15 protein-coding genes and 1 riboswitch are annotated in these 18,448 nt (G+C 71.8%); of the genes, 7 read left to right on the forward strand and 8 right to left on the reverse strand.

The window, feature by feature from the left end:
• Nucleotides 1-84: 84 nt before the first annotated feature.
• Nucleotides 85-564: a GreA/GreB family elongation factor gene (locus ABZ898_RS11090; protein WP_361655727.1), complete on the reverse strand. Its 480-nt coding sequence runs from the start codon at nt 562-564 to the stop codon at nt 85-87.
• Nucleotides 565-672: 108 nt separating this feature from the next.
• Nucleotides 673-2,088, reverse strand: coding sequence for a glucose-6-phosphate dehydrogenase (locus ABZ898_RS11095; RefSeq protein ID WP_361655730.1), 1,416 nt, complete (start codon nt 2,086-2,088; stop codon nt 673-675).
• A 525-nt stretch (nt 2,089-2,613) separates the two neighbouring features.
• Here ABZ898_RS11095 and ABZ898_RS11100 point away from each other — a divergent pair.
• The 3 genes from ABZ898_RS11100 (at nt 2,614) to ABZ898_RS11110 (ending at nt 6,849) form a co-directional block, all read left to right on the forward strand.
• Complete coding sequence (locus ABZ898_RS11100) at nt 2,614-3,603, forward strand: cation diffusion facilitator family transporter (protein WP_361655733.1); 990 nt, start codon at nt 2,614-2,616, stop codon at nt 3,601-3,603.
• Between the two features lie 117 nt (nt 3,604-3,720).
• Nucleotides 3,721-4,260, forward strand: a complete 540-nt coding sequence (locus ABZ898_RS11105; RefSeq protein WP_361655736.1) for a DoxX family protein — start codon at nt 3,721-3,723, stop codon at nt 4,258-4,260.
• A 285-nt stretch (nt 4,261-4,545) separates the two neighbouring features.
• Nucleotides 4,546-6,849 (forward strand): FdhF/YdeP family oxidoreductase, encoded by a 2,304-nt coding sequence (locus ABZ898_RS11110; protein WP_361656288.1) that lies wholly within the window; start codon nt 4,546-4,548, stop codon nt 6,847-6,849.
• Nucleotides 6,850-6,928: 79 nt separating this feature from the next.
• Here ABZ898_RS11110 and cydB read toward each other — a convergent pair whose 3' ends face one another.
• From cydB to ABZ898_RS11125, 3 genes are all read right to left on the reverse strand, one after another.
• A complete protein-coding gene (gene cydB / locus ABZ898_RS11115; protein WP_361655739.1) occupies nt 6,929-7,930 on the reverse strand; it encodes a cytochrome d ubiquinol oxidase subunit II in 1,002 nt (333 codons plus the stop codon).
• 12 nt (nt 7,931-7,942) lie between these two features.
• Nucleotides 7,943-9,478, reverse strand: coding sequence for a cytochrome ubiquinol oxidase subunit I (locus tag ABZ898_RS11120; protein WP_361655742.1), 1,536 nt, complete (start codon nt 9,476-9,478; stop codon nt 7,943-7,945).
• A gap of 287 nt (nt 9,479-9,765) precedes the next feature.
• Nucleotides 9,766-11,004, reverse strand: a complete 1,239-nt coding sequence (locus ABZ898_RS11125) for a helix-turn-helix domain-containing protein (RefSeq protein ID WP_361655745.1) — start codon at nt 11,002-11,004, stop codon at nt 9,766-9,768.
• 153 nt (nt 11,005-11,157) lie between these two features.
• Here ABZ898_RS11125 and ABZ898_RS11130 point away from each other — a divergent pair, with 153 nt between their 5' ends.
• Nucleotides 11,158-12,909, forward strand: coding sequence for a DUF3556 domain-containing protein (locus ABZ898_RS11130; RefSeq protein ID WP_361655748.1), 1,752 nt, complete (start codon nt 11,158-11,160; stop codon nt 12,907-12,909).
• A complete protein-coding gene (locus ABZ898_RS11135) occupies nt 12,906-14,324 on the forward strand; it encodes an NAD(P)/FAD-dependent oxidoreductase (RefSeq protein WP_361655751.1) in 1,419 nt (472 codons plus the stop codon). The genes ABZ898_RS11130 and ABZ898_RS11135 overlap by 4 nt, the downstream gene beginning before the upstream one ends.
• Here ABZ898_RS11135 and gap read toward each other — a convergent pair.
• Both gap and ABZ898_RS11145 read right to left on the reverse strand, forming a co-directional pair.
• Nucleotides 14,310-15,305, reverse strand: a complete 996-nt coding sequence (gene gap / locus ABZ898_RS11140) for a type I glyceraldehyde-3-phosphate dehydrogenase (RefSeq protein ID WP_361655754.1) — start codon at nt 15,303-15,305, stop codon at nt 14,310-14,312. The two genes, ABZ898_RS11135 and gap, sit on opposite strands and share 15 nt — an antisense overlap.
• A 129-nt stretch (nt 15,306-15,434) precedes the next feature.
• Nucleotides 15,435-16,391, reverse strand: coding sequence for a helix-turn-helix domain-containing protein (locus ABZ898_RS11145; RefSeq protein WP_361655757.1), 957 nt, complete (start codon nt 16,389-16,391; stop codon nt 15,435-15,437).
• Between the two features lie 214 nt (nt 16,392-16,605).
• A riboswitch (cobalamin riboswitch) is annotated at nt 16,606-16,742 on the forward strand.
• Between the two features lie 38 nt (nt 16,743-16,780).
• Here ABZ898_RS11145 and ABZ898_RS11150 point away from each other — a divergent pair.
• Together ABZ898_RS11150 and ABZ898_RS11155 are read left to right on the forward strand one after the other, a co-directional pair.
• Nucleotides 16,781-17,002: a CbtB-domain containing protein gene (locus ABZ898_RS11150; protein WP_361655759.1), complete on the forward strand. Its 222-nt coding sequence runs from the start codon at nt 16,781-16,783 to the stop codon at nt 17,000-17,002.
• 21 nt (nt 17,003-17,023) lie between these two features.
• On the forward strand, nt 17,024-17,779 hold the full coding sequence (locus tag ABZ898_RS11155; protein ID WP_361655761.1) for a CbtA family protein: 756 nt from the start codon (nt 17,024-17,026) through the stop codon (nt 17,777-17,779).
• Nucleotides 17,780-17,829: 50 nt separating this feature from the next.
• Here ABZ898_RS11155 and ABZ898_RS11160 read toward each other — a convergent pair whose 3' ends face one another.
• Nucleotides 17,830-18,399, reverse strand: a complete 570-nt coding sequence (locus tag ABZ898_RS11160) for a histidine phosphatase family protein (protein WP_361655764.1) — start codon at nt 18,397-18,399, stop codon at nt 17,830-17,832.
• Nucleotides 18,400-18,448 lie beyond the last annotated feature (49 nt).

Here is an 18,448-nt window from a genome sequence, read left to right on the forward strand (position 1 = left end):
GGCCCTCCCCCCCCCCCCCCCCCCGGCCGCCGGGCGGCCCCCCCCCTCCGCCCCCCCCCACCCGGGCTCCTCGCGTGTCCGGCGTCAGTCCTTGTCGTCGCCGGGCGTGCCCAGTGACACCACGACCGCGGTGGCCTCGCCGTCCGGGGCGTCGTAGCTGACGGTGTCACCGGGGACGCGGCCCATGAGCGCGCCGCCCAGCGGGCTGTCGGAGGTGACCAGAGCCGGGTCGCGGGCGTCGGCGATCTCGCCGATGTGCAGCGTCTGCGTGGTGCCGTCCGCGAACCGCACGGTGACCGTCGTGCCCACCCCGACCACGTCGGTGGGCGCCGGGCCCGCGAGGCCGGCCTGGCGCAGCCGGTCCTCGACCCGGTCGATGCGTTCGTCCAGCCGGTTCAGCTGGTCGGCCCGCTGGATCTCGTCGGCCTGGTCGGCGCGGTCGCCCACCTCGTCGGAGTCCTTCAGCGTCGCGGCGACCGTCCTGCGTTCCTCATGCAGATCGGACAGTTCCTGTTCGAGCGCGCGACGGGCTTCGGCGCTGATCGGCTCGGGGTCACCGGTCATTCCTGCTCCAGTGCTACAGGCGGGAAATGCTGGACAGAAGCACCCTAATGGCGCTCCCGCACGACAACCAGTCGGACCGGGCGCGCCGCGGGGCGGGCCCGGCCGGCCCTACTGGCGCGAACCGGGTGGCGGGGGAACCTCCGGCACCCAGGGCTTCTGCCAGGGCGGGCTGCCCGCCACCAGGGCCTCGGCCTGGGGCGGACCCCAGGAACCGGGCGGATAGGGGTGGACCGGCGGGGGATAGGTCAGCAGGGGCTGGACGATCCGCCAGCACTCCTCCACCGCCCGCTGCGGGGCGAAGTACTTGTCGTCGCCGGTCAGCGCCGCGTACAGCAGGCGCTCGTACGGGGCGAGGGGCTGGCCCAGTTCACGGGCGAAAATGGTGTCCAGCGGGACCAGCCGCCACGCCGAGGCCTCGTCCAGCGCGGAGATCTGCAGCCGCATCCCCGCCTCCGGGTCGATGCGCAGCACGATCTGGTTCCCGGCCACCCTGCCGGGGTCGGGGAGGAAGTTGAGCCGGGGCGGCTCGCGCAGGATCAGCCGTACCTCGGTCACCCGCACCGGGAGCCGCTTGCCCGCGCGGATGAGGACGGGCACTCCCGCCCACCGCCAGTTGTTGATCCCCAGCCGCAGCGCCGCGTAGGTCTCCGTGGTCGACCCCGGTGCCACGCCCGGCAGTTGCTGGTAGCCGACGTACTGGCCGCGTACGTACTCGTGCACGTCGGCGGCCGGCATGGCGCGCAGCACCTCGATCCGCTTGTCCCACAGATCGGTCGCGCTCGGCCCGACCGGCGGGTCCATCGCCACCAGGGCGAGCACCAGCAGCAGATGGTTCTGGATCACGTCGCGCAGCGCGCCCACATGGTCGTAGAAACCGCCGCGCTGTTCGACGCCGAACTCCTCGGCCATCGTGATCCGGATGGACACCACGCTGTCGCGGTGCCACAACTCGGCCAGCGCGGAGTTGGCGAACCGCAGGTACTCCAGCTCGATCACGGGCTCCTTGCCCAGGAAGTGGTCGACCCGCAGGATCTGGCCCTCGTCCAGCACCGCCGTCAGCCTGCGGTCCAGCGCGCGGGCCGAGGCCAGGTCGTGCCCGAAGGGCTTCTCCAGCGCCACCCGCGCCTGCCCCAGCAGCCGCGCGGCGGCCAGCTGGTCCACGATCGGCGCGAACAGCGAGGGCGGTGTCTCCAGATAGAACAGCGGACGCCGGCGCCGGCCCAGCATCTGGGCGAGCCGCCTATAGGTGTCGGGTTCGTCCAGGTCTCCGGACACATAGGCGAGCCGGGCGGCCAGCCGTCCGAACACCGCGTCGTCGACCGGCCCGCCGGCCTCCTCCACCGCCTCGCGGGCGAACGCGGCCAGCGCCTCGCCGTCCATCTCCCGTCTGCCCACGCCGATCACCGGACAGTCGAGCAGCCCCCGGCCCTCCAGCTTGTACAGGGCGGGGAACGTCATCTTCCGCGCGAGATCCCCGGTCACCCCGAAGATCACCAGGGCGTCCGCTTCCCAGGTTCCGGCCATCGGCTGGTGCTCCTCACCCCTCGCGGGACGCGCCCGCGAGGACAGGACCCCGTCTCCCGCCATCGTCCGTGTCCCGCACCCGGCGCGCGAGTCGGGGCGTGCGCTCCGGCGGCTGTGCCCGGGGGCCGTACCGGCATGTATGGTGTCCGGCACGCGGGGCAGGTGATCACCCGTCCCCGTACCGAACGTGACCGACCACGCCAGAAGGAGGCCCGCATGTCCTCGAAGCGACGCCGGAAGAAGAAGGCCCGCCGGAAGAACGGCGCCAACCACGGCAGCCGGCCGCAGTCCTGAACGACGGCCGCACCGGGCCCGGTCACCTCACCGCGAGGCGGCCGGGCCCGGCCCGTTCTCCGGCCCGCCGGAGCCGGCCGCGGTGACCGCCCGCCCGTGACGGTCCCCCGTACGGACCGCCCGCGCTGGCCGCCGGACACCCGACGCCCGAGTCTGGGAGCGCGGCACGCCGCGATCCCCGCCACGGAAGAGGGTTGCTGTCCGGTCATGAGCGAACAGGATGGACCCGGAATGGAACGAGGTCCGCACGCGGGCAAGGGCCCCTATCTGGACGCCCGCGTGGGTTCCGCGCAGGGCCCCGGCGCGGGCGGATCGACGTTCACCGTCCTGGTCGCCGCGGCCGCCAACTTCGGCGTCGCGCTCGCCAAGGCGGTCGCCGGTGTGCTCAGCGGCTCCAGCGCCATGCTCGCCGAGGCCGGGCACTCCGTCGCCGACACCATGACCGAGGCGCTGCTCTTCGTCGCCCTCAAGCGCAGCAAGAAGCCGGCCGACGACGACCACCCCCTCGGCCACGGACCCGAGCGGTACATCTGGGCCCTGCTCGCCTCCGTCGCCACCTTCGTCGGCGGCGGCGTCTTCGCCGTGTACGACGGCATCCACGCGCTCACCCACGGCGAGAAGCCCGGCAACCCGCTGATCTCCTACATCGTGCTCGCCGTCGCCTTCGTCCTGGAGGGGCTGTCCCTGCGCACCGGCCTGCGGCAGGCCACCGGACGCGCCGAGCACTTCCGTGTGCCGATCCTGCGCTACCTCCAGCACACCCCCGACACCGCCGTGAAGGCCGTCGTCATGGAGGACTCCGCCGCGCTCGTCGGCCTCGTCCTCGCCGCCCTCGGCCTGCTCGGCGGCCAGCTCACCGGCTCCGGCGTCTACGACGGCATCGCGTCCATCCTCATCGGTGTACTGCTGGTCGGGGTGGCCTACGTCCTCGGCCGCGCCAACACCGAACTCCTCGTCGGCCGCGCCCTGCCGGCGCCCATGCGGGAGGCGGTGCGCAGGGAACTGCTCTCCGTCGACGCCGTCCAGGACGTGATGGAGCTGACCACGCTGGTCCAGGGGCCGGGGGAGATCCTGATCGCCGCCAAGGTCGACTTCCGCGACGTCTCCACCTCCGCCCAGATCGAGTGGGCCTGCGAGGAGGCGGAGACCCGGCTGCGCGCCCTGATCCCGGCGGTCAAGCGCGTCTACCTGGACCCGACCCCGCCGCGCGCCGGGGAGTAGCCGGCCGGCGGTCTCCCGGCAGGCGTGCGGACCCGGCGGCCGTTAGCGTGTTGCCGACGGCCGCCGCCGCGCGCGACAGCCGCGACCGGCCGTTCCCGCCGACGGAAGGACCCTCCCATGGGCCGACGCAAGGATCTCGGACTGCTGGCCGTACGCCTGGGCACCGGCGGCGTACTGGCCGCCCACGGCGCGCAGAAGCTCCTCGGCTGGTTCGGCGGCGCCGGCATCGACGGCACGGGGAAGTTCATGGAGTCCCTGGGCTTCGTCCCGGGCAGGCCGAGCGCCGTCGCGTCCGGAGCCGCCGAGCTGGGCGGCGGGGTCCTGCTCGCCCTCGGTCTCGCCACGCCCGCCGCCGGTGCCGCGGTCGCGGGCGGCATGTCCGGCGCCGTCTCCGTGCACCGCCCGAACGGGTTCTTCATCACCGCGGGCGGCTACGAGTATCCGGCCTACCTCGGCTACATCGCCGCGACCGTCGGGGTGACCGGGCCCGGCCGCTACTCCCTCGACCGCCTCCTCGGCTACCGCCTCGACCGCCCCCGGCTGGTCCTGCTCTCCTTCGCGCTGAGCGCCGCCGCCACCGCGGTCGTCGTGGCCCGCCGGGAGACGGTGCTCGCGGCCCGGGAGCGTGAACAGGGCGGCTCGCACGTGCGAGCCTGAAGCACGCCGTCACTTCGGAATCGCGGCACGGAACTCGGTGGGCGAACCGAATTCCGTGCCGTTCCGGCATTGCGCGGCTCCGCCATTTCCGCACCGGTGAAAAAAGGGTTCGGGTTTCCGGCTCCGAATAGCCGCTCGCCCTTTGTTCGCAAGGGGTGTGCGTCGCGTGGCGGGTGCTGATACACCGACATACTCTGGCCTAGAGCTCCATATATCGGTATGGACGCACGCCGCGACGGCGGAAGGGTGAGAGTCTTGAGCACCTTGGACGAAGAACAGTCACGGATGATGGAGGCGGAGTCGGATCTCGAGCCCCGCGTGGGCCCGATCCCCAAAGGGGAACCGTACTTCCACCCCTACCATCACCCCGCCGCGGGATGGGGCGCCGCAAAGAGCGTGACCAAATTCCTGCTGGACGAGGGAACGCTGATCGAGGGCCCGCGGGCCATCATGAAGATGAACCACGAGAACGGTGGTTTCGACTGTCCCGGATGCGCGTGGCCGGACGACACCAAGGGTCTGAAGCTCGACATCTGCGAGAACGGGATCAAGCACGTTCTGTGGGAGCTGACCCACAAGAGGGCCGACCGGCAGATGTTCGCCCGCCACTCCGTGAGCGAGATGCACGAGTGGAGCGACTACAAACTGGAGGACCAGGGCCGGCTGACCGAGCCCATGGTCTACGACGCGGCCACCGACCACTACGTGCCGATCTCCTGGCACGACGCGTTCGCGCTGATCGGGCGCCACCTGCGCAACCTGGAGAACCCCAACCAGGCGTCGTACTACACCTCGGGCCGGCTCGGCAACGAGGCGACGTTCCTGTACCAGCTCATGGCGCGCGAGCTGGGCACCAACAACCTGCCGGACTGCTCCAACATGTGCCACGAGGCCAGCGGACGCGCCCTTCAGGCGTCGCTCGGCACCGGAAAGGGCACGGTCGACCTCAAGGACTGGGAGGCCACGGACGCCCTGTTCGTGATCGGCGTCAACGTCGCCTCCAACGCACCGCGGATGCTCACCTCGCTGACCGAGGCGTTCGACCGGGGTGCGCAGGTCGTGCACATCAACCCGTTCATCGAGGCGGGCGCCACGAAGGCCATCATCCCGCACGACTTCGTGGACATGGCCACCTTCCACGCCACCCGGACCAGCACCCTGAACCTCCAGGTGCGGGTCGGCGGCGACCTGGCGCTGCTGCGCGGCATGGCCAAGGCGGTGCTGGAGCAGGCGAAGACCGACCCCAAGGCCATCGACACCCAGTTCATCAACCGGCACACCGTCGGCTTCGACGAGTACCGGGCGATCTGCGAGGCCACGTCCTGGGAGGAACTGGAGCGCCAGTCCGGCCTCACCCGCGCGGACATCCTCAAGGCCGCCCGCATCTACACCGACGCCGACCGCTCCATCATCAGCTGGTGCCTGGGCGTCACCCAGCACGAGCACGGTGTGGACACCGTCCGCGAGATCGTCAACCTGCTGCTCCTGCGCGGCAACCTGGGCCGTGAGGGCGCGGGTCCGTCGCCGGTGCGCGGGCACAGCAACGTGCAGGGCAACCGCACCTGCGGCATCGACCACCGCCCGGAGCCCGAGTTCCTGGACCGGCTGGCCGAGGTCTGCAAGATCAACCCGCCGCGCGAGGACGGCCTGGACACGGTCGGCACGCTCCAGGCGATGAACCGGGGCGACGTCAAGGTCTTCATCGGCATGGGCGGCAACTTCGCGCTCGCGGTGCCGGACTCGCCGTTCAGCTACGAGGCGCTGCGCAACTGCGACCTCACGGTCCAGGTCAGCACCAAGCTGAACCGCAGCCACGTCGTCCACGGCAAGGAGGCGCTGATCCTGCCGTGCCTCGGCCGGACGGACAAGGACCACCAGAAGAACGGCGTGCAGAGCACCTCCGTCGAGGACTCGATGTCGATGGTCCACCTGTCGGTCGGCATGAAGCGGCCCCCCTCCAAGCACCTGCTGTCGGAGCCCGCGATCATCTCCGGCATGGCGCGTGCCGCGCTGCCCACGAGCCCCACGCCGTGGGAGTGGTACATCGAGGACTACGACCGCATCCGCGACACGATGTCCGAGGTGCTCGACGGCTTCGAGGACTTCAACCGCCGCGTGCGGCTGCCGCTGGGCTTCCGCATCAAGCAGCCCGCCCGTGAGCTGATCTTCCTCACGAAGTCCGGCAAGGCGGAGTTCTCGCACGCCAAGCTGCCGGACGTGGTCCCCCCTCCGGGCATGCTGGCGCTGGGCACCATGCGCTCGCACGACCAGTGGAACACCACGATCTACTCCGACAACGACCGCTACCGCGGCATCAAGAACCTGCGCGAGCTCGTCTTCATGAACGAGGACGACATGCGCGAGCGCGGGATCTCGGAGTTCGACCCGGTGAACATCGTCGCCACGGCCAAGGACGGCAGCCACCGCTACCTCGACGGCTACCTGGCCATCCCGTACGACATGCCGCGAGGCTGCGCTGCGGGCTACATGCCCGAGATGAACGTGCTGATCGCCCTGTGCGACTACAGCACGCAGAGCGACCAGCCGCTCATGAAGTACGTCAAGGTGGACATCACCCCGGCGACCTGACCGGGAGCGCACACGGGCGGGCCCCCTCCGAGTTTCCGGAGGGGGCCCGCCCGTTCGTCCGTGCGGTGCGGCCGACGGGTCAGTGGCCGGCCGGGATGTGGTGGACCGCGATGCGCTTGCTGAAGACCCAGTACGTCCAGCTCTGGTAGAGGATGATCAGCGGGGCGAAGATCGCCGCGACGATCGTCATCACCGTCAGCGTGTAGGACGCGGACGAGGCGTTGGCGACCGTCAGCGACCAGGCGGGGTTCAGCGTGGACGGCATGACCTCGGGGAACAGCGTCAGGAACAGCATGGCGAAGGTCGAGACCACCGTCAGGGCGGAGAAGGTGAACGCCCAGCCCTCCCGGCCGATCCGGTTGAAGAACAGCGCCACGAGCAGCGCCGCGAACGCCACGATCATCACGCCGAGGCTCTGGCCGTTGCCCGAGTTCACCTGCGTCCACAGCAGGAACGCGAGCAGCAGCAGGAGGGAGGCCGCCCCCAGCACGGGCACCAGCTTCCGCGCCCGCTGCCGGATCTCGCCGTCCGTCTTCAGCGCCGCGAAGATCGCGCCGTGGCAGGTGCAGAGCACCAGGGTGGCGAAGCCGCCCAGGACCGCGTACCCGTCGAACAGCTCACCCGGCGTGCCCACGTAGGACTTGTTCCGGGCGATGGCGATGCCCTGCACCATGTTGGCGAAGACCACGCCCCACAGGAACGGCAGGATCGCCGAGGTCCAGAAGGTGACCTGCTCCCAGCTCCGCTGCCAGCGCGGGTCGTCGCGTTTGGCGCGGTACTCGAAGGACACGCCCCGCGCGATCAGACAGAGCACGATGATCAGCAGCGGGATGTAGAAGCCGCTGAACAGGGTGGCGTACCAGTCCGGGAACGCCGCGAAGGTCGCGCCCGCGGCCGCGATCACCCACACCTCGTTGCCGTCCCACACGGGCGCGATCGTGTTGATGAGGACGCGCCGCTCCTTGTCGTTGCGGGCCATCGTCTGGGTGAGGACGCCGATCCCGAAGTCGAACCCCTCCAGGAAGAAGTAGCCGACCCACAGGAGGGCGATCAGGATGAACCAGAGATCGTAGAGATGCATGGCGATCCGTCCTCAGTAGGCGATGGAGAGGGGCTTGTCCTGGTCGTCCGGGGAGACGCGCAGGGACGGATCCTTCGCGGGCGGCTGCTCGTCGACGTCGGGCCCCGGTTTCGCGTACTTGACCATCAGGCCGCCCTCGACCACCGCGAGGATCGCGTAGACCACGCTGAGTGCGGCCAGCGAGCCGATCTGGGTGCCCACGCTCACGTTCGGCGAGTTGGCGTCGGCCGTCTTCATCAGGTGGAACACCACCCAGGGCTGGCGGCCCATCTCGGTGAAGATCCAGCCGAAGCTGTTGGCCAGCAGCGGGAACCCCAGGGTCAGGGCGACGATCCGCCAGCTCCACTTGGTGAAGAAGTCGTTCATCCTGATCTTGTCGGTGAGCATCAGGTTCGGCGGCTCGTCCTCACCCGTGCGGAACCTGGGTTTGACCCACAGTCTCCTGCGGGTGAGGTAGAGGCCGATCACGCCGATGGTGAAGCTGGTCATGCCGAAGAAGATCATCAGGCGGAATCCCCAGTACGTCATGAAGATGTTGGGGATGTAGTCCTCCCGGCTGCCGCCGAACAGCCGCACCTGCTCGTCGGCCCGGTCGTTGATGCCGGGGACGGGGGAGTGGAAGTTGCTCTTGGCCAGGAAGGACAGCGCGCCCGGGACTTCCAGGGCGACGTCGTTGCGCCCCTCGCCGACGTTGCCGACCGAGAAGATCGAGAAGGGGGCCGGCCCTTCCGTGTCCCACAGGGCCTCCGCCGCCGCCATCTTCATCGGCTGCTGCTCGAACATCACCTTGGCCAGGCGGTCGCCGCTGAGGGCGGTGAGGATGCCGGCGATCGAGCAGACGACCAGGGCCAGCTTGAGCGAGCTGCGCATGGCCGCGATCCGCTTGCGGTTGGTGTCCTTGCCGCGCTTGGCCCGCCACAGGTGGTAGGCCGCGATGCCCATGACGAAGGCGGCGCCCGTGATGAACGCCGCCGTCAGGGTGTGGAAGACCTGCACCAGCGTCGTGTCCTGGAACAGCACGCGCCAGATGTTCGTCAGCCGGGCCTTGCCGTTCTCGGGATCGATCCGGTAGCCGACCGGGTGCTGCATGAAGGAGTTGGCGGCCAGGATGAAGTACGCGGAGAGAAGGCTGCCGATGGTCACGATCCAGATCGTCGCCAGGTGGACCTTCTTCGGGAGCCGGTTCCAGCCGAAGATCCACAGGCCGATGAACACGGACTCGAAGAAGAAGGCGATCAGCGCCTCCATCGCCAGCGGAGCGCCGAAGACGTCACCGACGAAGCGGGAGTAGCTCGACCAGCTCATGCCGAACTGGAACTCCTGGAAGATGCCCGTGACCACGCCCAGCGCGAGGTTGATCAGCAGGAGCTTTCCCCAGAATTTGGTGGCGTGGAAGTACTTCTCCTTGCCCGTCCGCACCCAGGCCGTCTCCAGACCGGCGACGATGCCTCCGAGGCCGATGCTGAGCGGGACGAAGAGGAAGTGGTAGACCGTCGTCATACCGAACTGCCACCGCGCGATGGTCTCCTGAGCGATTGCTAGTTCCACTACGTCCTTCTCTCGCTCGATCCGGCCGCAATCTGGATAAAAGGTATCTCTCAGGCATAGTCGCGTCGACTTGGGGAAGGGGATACGCGCACTCGGCGCAAGTCGTCCGGCCGGGACGGTCGGTGACGTCATCGCGAAAACGCGATCAGGGCGCGCATCTGCGTGCCGATCTCCCCTTTTCGGGTCTTATGTGCGCACCCTCGGGCGGCATTTCAGGAACACCGCACGCGGAATGCCGACCCGCGTACATGCGTATTCCTTTATCGCCCGAGGCTCCTTTTCGGGCGTCACGCGAGGACCGCGTCCCCCAGCCAGTGCGCGGCGAGCAGCGCGGCCCGCACGTTGAAGTCGTCCGCCGGGCCGTCCGGCAGCAGCGCGGTGGCCCGGCGCACCCGGTACTGGACCGAGTTGCGGTGCAGGTTCAGCGCCCGCGCGGCGGCCGTGTGGCTGCGGCGGCAGGCGAGGAAGACCCGCAGCGTCTCGCGCAGGGTGGCGCCCCGCGCGTCGCGGCACGCCAGCCCGCCGAGCGTGCCCGTCACGAAATCCCGTACCGCCGGAAGGTCACCGGCCATCAGTGCGACCGGCGCGACCGCGGCGTAATGCACCCACCGCGCGGTGCCCGCGCCGCCCGCCCCGGCCGGCTTCGCCGTGAGGATCTCCCGGACCCGCGCCGACTGCCGCGCCGACGTGCGGAAACCCTCCAGACCGGCGCCGGGCCGCCCCACGGCGGCGTGCAGCGCCGTGCCCTCCGGCGGGGCCAGGTCGCCCTGCCACCGCCGCTCGCCCCCGGCGGGCAGCGCCAGCCACAGCCGGGCCTCGCGCTCGTCGGTCGGCACCACCAGCGCGGCCCGCGCCCGCAGCGCCGCCACCGCGTGCGCGCGTACCTCGTCCACGGCGGTGACCAGGTCGAACGACGTCATCGCGCCCACCGGCCACAGCGTGCAGGCCACGTGCACCGCGTCCAGCGGGTAGCGCAGCGCCCGCTCGGCGGCCGCCCGGTCCACCGGCCCCGCGCCGAGCAGCGCCCCCACCCACTGCTGGCGCACGCCGCCCTGGCTCGCCACCCACCGCTCCCGCTCGTGCTCGTAGGCGCGCCCGACCTGCTCGCAGACGTGGTCGATGAACAGCGCCGAGCGGCGCACCACGTCGAGCACGAGCGCCACCCGGTGCTCGGCCGGCAGCGCGTCGAGATGCGCGAAGGCGTGGTCCAGCACCCGGGAGTGGCCGATGCGGTACGCGCGGACCAGGGCGGACAGCGGCACATCGCGCTGGGCCAGCGTCCGCGCGTACGCCACGGCCGCGGACGGGGCCTCCAGCAGCTCCGGGTCGAAGTCCTGCTGGAGGAAGTTGAGCGCGGCCATCACGTTCTCGCTCAGGCTCGCCTCCAGCAGGGAGCGGGTGGCGGCGTCGTGGTCGAGGGCGTCGATCTGCACGAGGGTCAGCCGGACCAGATCCGTGATCATGGCCTCGCTCGTCCCGCGCAGCCGGTCCACCAACTGGCTGACCAGGGCCTGTTGTGTCGGCATGAGTGAACTGTAGAGGTGCCGGGCGGCGGTGCCGCTGTGCCCGGCGCACAAAGGAGGCCCCGGATGTTGTGACGCGCGGCCGTCGCCGCCGTGCTCCGGGCGCCCCTACCTTCACCGGGTCCGTACCGCCCGCCCAGTGAAGGCGTGATGTCCATGGGCTTCATGAAACCCCGGCTGATCCCCGTCGACGCCGGCACCTACCGCACCCTGCCGCGCCGCGACCGCCTCCAGGTCCTGACCCGGCACTGGGTCGAGCACGGCTTCGGCAGCCCGGCGGCGGTGTACCTGTTCTACGTCGTCAAGTGCGCGCTCTACATCGGCGGGGCGGCACTGGTGATCTCGCCGACGCCGGGCCTCGGACCGGTCACCGAGGTGGCGTCCTGGTGGTCGGAGCCGGTCGTCTACCAGAAGCTGATCGTGTTCACCCTGCTGTGGGAGGTGACCGGACTCGGCTGCGGCTCCGGCCCGCTGTCCTCCCGCTTCCTCCCGCCGATCGGCTCCGCGCTGTACTGGCTCAGGCCCGGCACCGTGCGGCTGCCCCCGTGGCCCGGCAGGGTGCCGCTGACCCGGGGCGACCGCAGGACCGCGGCCGACGTCCTGCTCTACGCGGCCGTACTGGCCTCCGGCGTCTGGCTGCTCGGGCGCCCCGGCGAGGCGGGCCCGCCCGGACACGCGGGCCTGCTCGACCCGGTGGCCGCGATCCCGCTCATCGTGACCCTGGCGGTGCTCGGACTGCGCGACAAGACGGTCTTCCTCGCCGCGCGCGGGGAGCAGTACGGGCTCTCGCTGCTGGTGTTCTTCTTCCCGTACACCGACATGTTCATCGGCTTCCAGCTGATCATGCTGGCGATCTGGTGGGGCGCCGCCACCTCCAAGCTCAACCACCACTTCCCCTTCGTGGTGGCCACGATGATGAGCAACGCGCCCCTGGTCCCGAACCGGCTCAAGTCCCTCTTCTACCGCGACCACCCCGAGGACCTGCGTCCCTCCCGCCTGTCCTTCCTGCTCGCGCACACCGGCACCGCCACCGAGTACCTCGTCCCGCTCTTCCTCGTCCTCCTCGGCGACGGCGGGCCCTGGACGTGGGCGGCCCTGCTCTACATGGCCGTGTTCCACCTGCACATCCTGTCGACCCTCCCCATGGGAGTGCCGCTGGAGTGGAACCTGTTCTTCGTCTTCTCGCTCTTCTTCCTCTTCGGCGCCCACGGCGACCTCACCGTGTGGCAGCTCCACTCGCCCTGGCTGCTCGCGGTGATCCTGCCGAGCCTCGTGCTGCTCCCCCTCCTCGGCAACCTCCGCCCCGACCTCGTCTCCTTCCTGCCCGCCATGCGCTACTACGCGGGCAACTGGGCCACCAGCGCCTGGCTGTTCACCGGGGACGCGCTCGACCGGCTCGAAGCGGGCCTCACCACGAGCGCCCGGCCCGCCCACCGGCAGATGGCCACCCTCTACGACGCCGACACCGCCCTGGTGCTCGCGGCCAAGGCCGAGGGCTGGCGGGCCATGCACTCCCACGGCCGGGCCCTCGGCGGCCTGGTGGAACGCGTCACCGACGGCCAGGACGCCGTCACCGTGCTGGAGGGCGAGCTGATCGCGGGCTTCGCCCTCGGCTGGAACTTCGGCGAGGGCCACCTCCACGACGACCAGCTGCTGCGCGCCGTACAGGCCCGCTGCGCCTTCGCGCCCGGCGAGGTGCGGGTGATCTGTTTGGAGGGACAGCCCCTGCACCGGCAGACTCAGGACTATGAGATCCACGACGCGGCCCTCGGCCTGCTGGAGAGCGGCCATGTCGCGGTGCGCGACATGCTGACCCGTCAGCCCTGGCCCACGGACGGGGCGGCCTACCCGGTGTACGGCGTACAGGTCCGGCGTGCGCTGCCGCTGCCGCTGGACAGCACCTCATGACCTCCGCCGTCGTGGTCGGCGGCGGGCCCAACGGGCTCGCCGCGGCGGCCCTGCTCGCCAAGGCGGGACTCGACGTCACCCTCCTGGAGGCCGCCGACGAGGCCGGCGGCGGCACCCGCAGCCACGAGGCGCTCCTGCCGGGCCTGCTGCACGACCACTGCTCCGCCGTGCACCCCATGGCCGTCGGCTCGCCCGCCCTGCGCGAACTGGAACTGGAACGCCACGGACTGCGCTGGCGCCTGCCCGCCGTCGACTGCGTCCACCCCCTCGACGACGGCACGGCGGGCGTGCTGATGCGCTCCGTCGCGGACACCGCCCGGCTCCTCGGCCCCGACGGCGCCCGCTACCGTGCGCTGATCGAGCCCTCGGTACGGCACTGGGACACGCTCGCCGGGGAGGTGATGGGTCCGCTGCTGCGCGTCCCCTCGCACCCCCTGCTGCTCGCCCGGTTCGGCCTGCCGACCGCCCTGCCCGCCACCGCCCTCGCCCGGCTCTTCCGCACCCCGCGGGCACGCGGCCTGTGGGCCGGTGTCGCCGCCCACGCCTTCCGCCCGCTGAACCGCCCGTTCACCTCCGCCATCGGGCTCGGCATCCTGACCGCCGGGCACGCCGCCGGGTGGGCCGTGGCCGAAGGAGGCTCGCAGTCCATCGCCCTCGCCCTGGAGAAGGCGCTGCGCGAGCACGGCGGGACCGTCCACACCGGCGTCCGGATCACCGACCACCGCCAGCTCCCCGCCGCCGACGTCACCCTGCTCGACCTCGACCCGGCGCAGGCCGCCGCCGTCTACGGAGACCGGCTGCCCGCCCGGACCCGGTCCGCCTACCGGCGCTTCCGCCGGGGACCCGGCGCCTTCAAGATCGACCTGGCGGTCGAGGGCGGCATCCCCTGGACGCACGAGAAGGCCCGGCAGGCCGGGACCGTGCACCTGGGCGGCACCGTCGAGGAGATCGCGCGGGCCGAACGGGACGTGACGGCCGGACGCATGCCCGAGCGGCCGTTCGTGCTGGTCGGCCAGCAGTACCTGGCCGACCCGAGCCGCTCGGCCGGTGACATCCACCCGGTCTGGGCCTACGCGCACGTCCCGTACGGATACACCGGGGACGCCACGGAGGCGATCCTCGGGCAGATCGAACGGTTCGCCCCCGGCGCCCGGGACCGCGTCGTGGGCATCGCCGCCACCGCCCCGGCCGGGTTCGCCGCCGCCAACGCCAACTTCGCGGGCGGCGACATCCTCACCGGCGCCAAGACGACCCCCCAGCTCGTCCTGGGCCCCCGCCCCGCCCTCGACCCCTACAGCACCGGGCTGCCCGGCGTCTTCCTCTGCTCGGCGGCCACCCCGCCGGGGCCGGGCGCCCACGGCATGTGCGGTGCGGGCGCGGCGGCCTCGGCGCTGCGGTACCTAGCGCGCGAGTAGCTCCAGCGTGTCGATCACCCGGTTGGAGAAGCCCCACTCGTTGTCGTACCAGGCGACCACCTTGACGTGGCGGCCGTCGACCCGGGTGAGGGCGGAGTCGAAGATCGAGGAGGCCGGGTTGCCGACGATGTCGGTGGAGACCAGCGGGTCCTCGGAGTACTCCAGGACACCGGCCAGCGGGCCCTCGGCCGCGGTGCGGTAGGCGGCGAGGACCTCCTCGCGGGTGACGTCGCGGGCGACGGTGGTGTTCAGCTCGACGATCGAGCCGACCGGCACCGGGACCCGGATCGAGTCGCCGGACAGCTTGCCGTCCAGGTTCGGCAGCACCAGGCCGATGGCCTTGGCGGCGCCCGTGGTCGTCGGCACGATGTTCACGCCGGCCGCGCGGGCCCGGCGGGGGTCGCGGTGCGGGCCGTCCTGGAGGTTCTGCTCCTGGGTGTAGGCGTGCACGGTCGTCATGAACCCGTGCTCGATGCCCGCCAGTCCGTCCAGCACCGCGGCCAGCGGGGCCAGCGCGTTGGTCGTGCACGAGGCGTTCGACACGATCGTGTGCAGGGCCGGGTCGTAGGTGTCGCTGTTCACCCCGTACGCCAGCGTCACGTCGGCGCCGTCCGAGGGGGCGCTCACCAGCACCCGCTTCGCACCCGCGTCCAGGTGGGCGCGGGCGGCCTTGGCCGAGGTGAAGCGGCCGGTCGCCTCCAGCACGATGTCGACGTCCAGCTCGGCCCACGGCAGCTGCGCGGGCTCGCGCTCGGCGAGGACCTTGATGCGGCGGCCGTCGACCACGAGGGTGTCGCCGTCCACCTCCACCGGGCGGCCGAGCCGCCCGGCCGTCGAGTCGAAGGCCAGCAGCCGGGCCAGCCCCGCGGGTTCGGTGAGGTCGTTCACCGCGACGACCTCGAGGCCGCTGTCCCGTTCGAGCAGGGCCCGCAGCACGTTGCGTCCGATGCGGCCGAATCCGTTGATGGCGATGCGCGTCATGAAAGTGTCCCTTCCGTCCGCCATCAGGTTCGCGGGCGGCGGCCGCGCGCGGCAGTGGCAGGAGCGCCACGGTTCACAAGGATCGCGCCAGGTCCGCAAGGCGCCAGGCCCCCAGAGATCGCGCCGGCGCTACTCGCCCCGGGCGAACGTCCGCCGGTAGTCGCTCGGCGTCGTCCCCAGCACGCGCTGGAAGTGCAGCCGGAGGTTGGTGCCGGTGCCGAGCCCCACCTCGTCGGCGATTCGCTCCACGCTCCGCTCCGAACGCTCCAGCAGCTCGCGCGCCAGGTCGACCCGGGCCCGCGTCACCCACTGCATCGGCGTGTACCCGGTGTCCTCCGCGAACCGCCGGGAGAACGTGCGCGGCGACACCGCCGCGTGCCGGGCCAGCGCCTGCAGGCTCAGCGGCTCACCGAGCCGGTGCAGCGCCCACTCCCGGGTCGCGGCGAACCGCTCGCCCAGCGGCTCGGGCACGCTGCGCGGCACGTACTGCGCCTGACCCCCGCTGCGATAGGGCGCCGCGACCAGGCGCCGGGCCGCGTGATTGGAGGCGGCCACCCCCAGCTCGCCGCGCAGCATGTGCAGGCACAGGTCGATGCCGGAGGCCGCCCCGGCCGACGTCAGCACGCTGCCCTCGTCCACGAACAGCACGTTCTCGTCGACCCGGATCAGCGGGTACCGGGCCGCGAGGGCACGCGCGTAGTGCCAGTGCGTGGTGGCCCGCCTGCCGTCCAGCAGCCCGGTGGCCGCCAGCGCGAACGCCCCCGTGGAGATCGCCGCGAGCCGCGCGCCCCGCCCGTGCGCGGCCACCAGCGCCGCCACCACCGGCTCCGGCGGGTCCTCCCGGTCCGGGAACCGGTAGCCGGGCACGAACACCACGTCCGCCCACTGAAGCGCCTCCAGCCCGTGCGCCACGTGGTACGACAGACCGTCGCCGCCCGTCACCAGCCCCGGCGCGGCACCGCACACCCGCACCTCGTACGGCATGCTCGCCCGGGTCGTGAACACCTGCGCCGGAATACCGACGTCGAGCGGCTTCGCGCCCTCCAGAACGAGAACGGCGACACGGCGGAGGCGGGATGAGGGCACGTCAGCAGCGTACGGCGCCTCCGCCCGGGGACCGGGTCACCCCCTCCGTGGTGTCCGGCCCCGCCGACGAGCGGTGCCCGGCCGAGATGGAGAAGCTCGTCCGGGACACCTGGGCGCGCCCCAACGGCGGCCCCTCTCCCTTCGATTCGGCTCGGCACACCGCGGGGAGAGGAAGATCACCCGTGGGTGACGTGGTCTTGGCCGACCACGTCACACGCGATACCGTCGGGGCGATATCGACGACGGCGAATCGGAAGCCGGTGGGAAACCGGCACGGTCGCGCCACTGTGTGCGCGGGCCCTCCAGGAAGGGGCCGCGCGAGTCAGACCCGTGGCCGTCGTCCTGTGCACCACCGAGATGGGACGCGAACTCCCAGAGGAGGTCCTGCCATGGCGCAGACCGTCGCCCAGCCGACCGCCGGCAACCCTGCCGTCCCCGCCAAGCTGCCGCTGAGGGAGATAGCGCCCTGGGCGGTCTTCTTCGGCGTCCTCATGATGGTCCTGCTGTACTTCGTCGGCGCCGAGCAGGGCGCCACCTCCGTGTTCAACGGCACGGACGTCCACGAGTGGGTGCACGACGCCCGCCACCTGCTCGGCTTCCCCTGCCACTGACGCGAGGGACGCCGCACACCCATGAACTCCGCAACGGTAAGAAACCTCCTCGTGCGGGGCATGCTCGCCGGCCTCGCCGCCGGAGTGCTCGCCCTGATCGCCGCCTACTTCCTCGGCGAGCCCAGCGTGGACAGCGCCATCAGCTTCGAGGGCCACCACGCCCACGAGCACGAGGTCGAAGTCGTCTCCCGCTCGCTCCAGTCCACCGCCGGACTCGCCACCGGTGTCCTCGTCTACGGCGTCGCCTTCGGCGGCATCGCCGCGCTCGGCTTCTGCTTCGCGCTCGGCCGCGTCGGCCGCTTCGGCCCCCGCGCGACCGCGCTGCTGCTGTCCGGTGCCGCACTGCTCGCCGTGTACGTGGTGCCGTTCCTGAAGTACCCGGCCAACCCGCCCTCGGTCGGCGACCCGGACACCATCGGCAAGCGCACCACGCTGTACTTCCTGATGATGGTGCTCAGCGTGCTCCTGGCGGTCGCCGCCACCCTGCTCGGCAAGCGGCTCGCCCCGCGCCTGGGCACCTGGTACGCGACCGTCGTGGCCGTCGCCGCCTTCGCCCTCGTGACCGGGCTCGCGTACGCGTTCCTCCCGGTCGTCAACGAGGTGCCGGAACACTTCCCGGCCACCCTGCTGTGGCGCTTCCGCCTCTCCGCGCTGGCCATCCAGACCGTGCTGTGGGCCGGATTCGGGCTCGTCTTCGGTGAGTTGGCCGAACGGCTGCTCAACCCGCGCCCCGCGACGGCGCGCGAGACGGGTCAGGCGGTCGCCGCCTCCCACTGAGCCGGTGACATGACGAGGAGAAGGGGCCCCGGAGATCTCCGGGGCCCCTCTCATTCGCCCCCGAGCGGGCGCCCCAGCCGCAGGTTCCAGCGTCCGGTCCGCCCCGACAGTTCCGTCGCGGTGAGCGGTGCCGCGTCCAGCCGCCAGAACGCCCCGGCCGGCAGCCTCAGCGCGTGCACGACGGCCGCCCGTACCACCTCGGGCTCCGCGACGGCGAGCGTGCGGCCGTCGGGCAGCGACTCCAGCCAGCGCCCGACCCGTGCGCACACCTCCCGCACCGACTCCCCGCCCGGTGCCGCGTACTCCGGGTCGGCCAGCCACCGGGCCATCGCCTCCCCCTCCGTCGCGACGGCCTCGGCCAGTGTGCGCCCGCGCCACCGCCCGGCGTCCAGCGGCGCCAGCTCCGGCGCCGTCACGCCCCGCAGCCCCAGCGCCTCCGCCGTCGCCCGGCACCGCGCGCCGGGGGACAGCACCACCCGCGACGCCTCCGGCAGCCCCCCGGCCGCCGCCCGCGCCCGAGCGGTGCCCGCCTCGTCGATCGACGAGGAACCGTCGTAGAACCGGGCCTCCCGCAGCGCGGGCCCGACGGCGGGCGAGATGAGCAGCAGCCGACTGGTCACCCCGGGAACCTCCTGATCACACAAGCCCGTTCGTCCCGGCCCACAGTGA

Source organism: Streptomyces sp. NPDC046860 (assembly GCF_040645115.1).
In the GTDB taxonomy this organism is placed as follows: Bacteria; Actinomycetota; Actinomycetes; order Streptomycetales; family Streptomycetaceae; genus Streptomyces.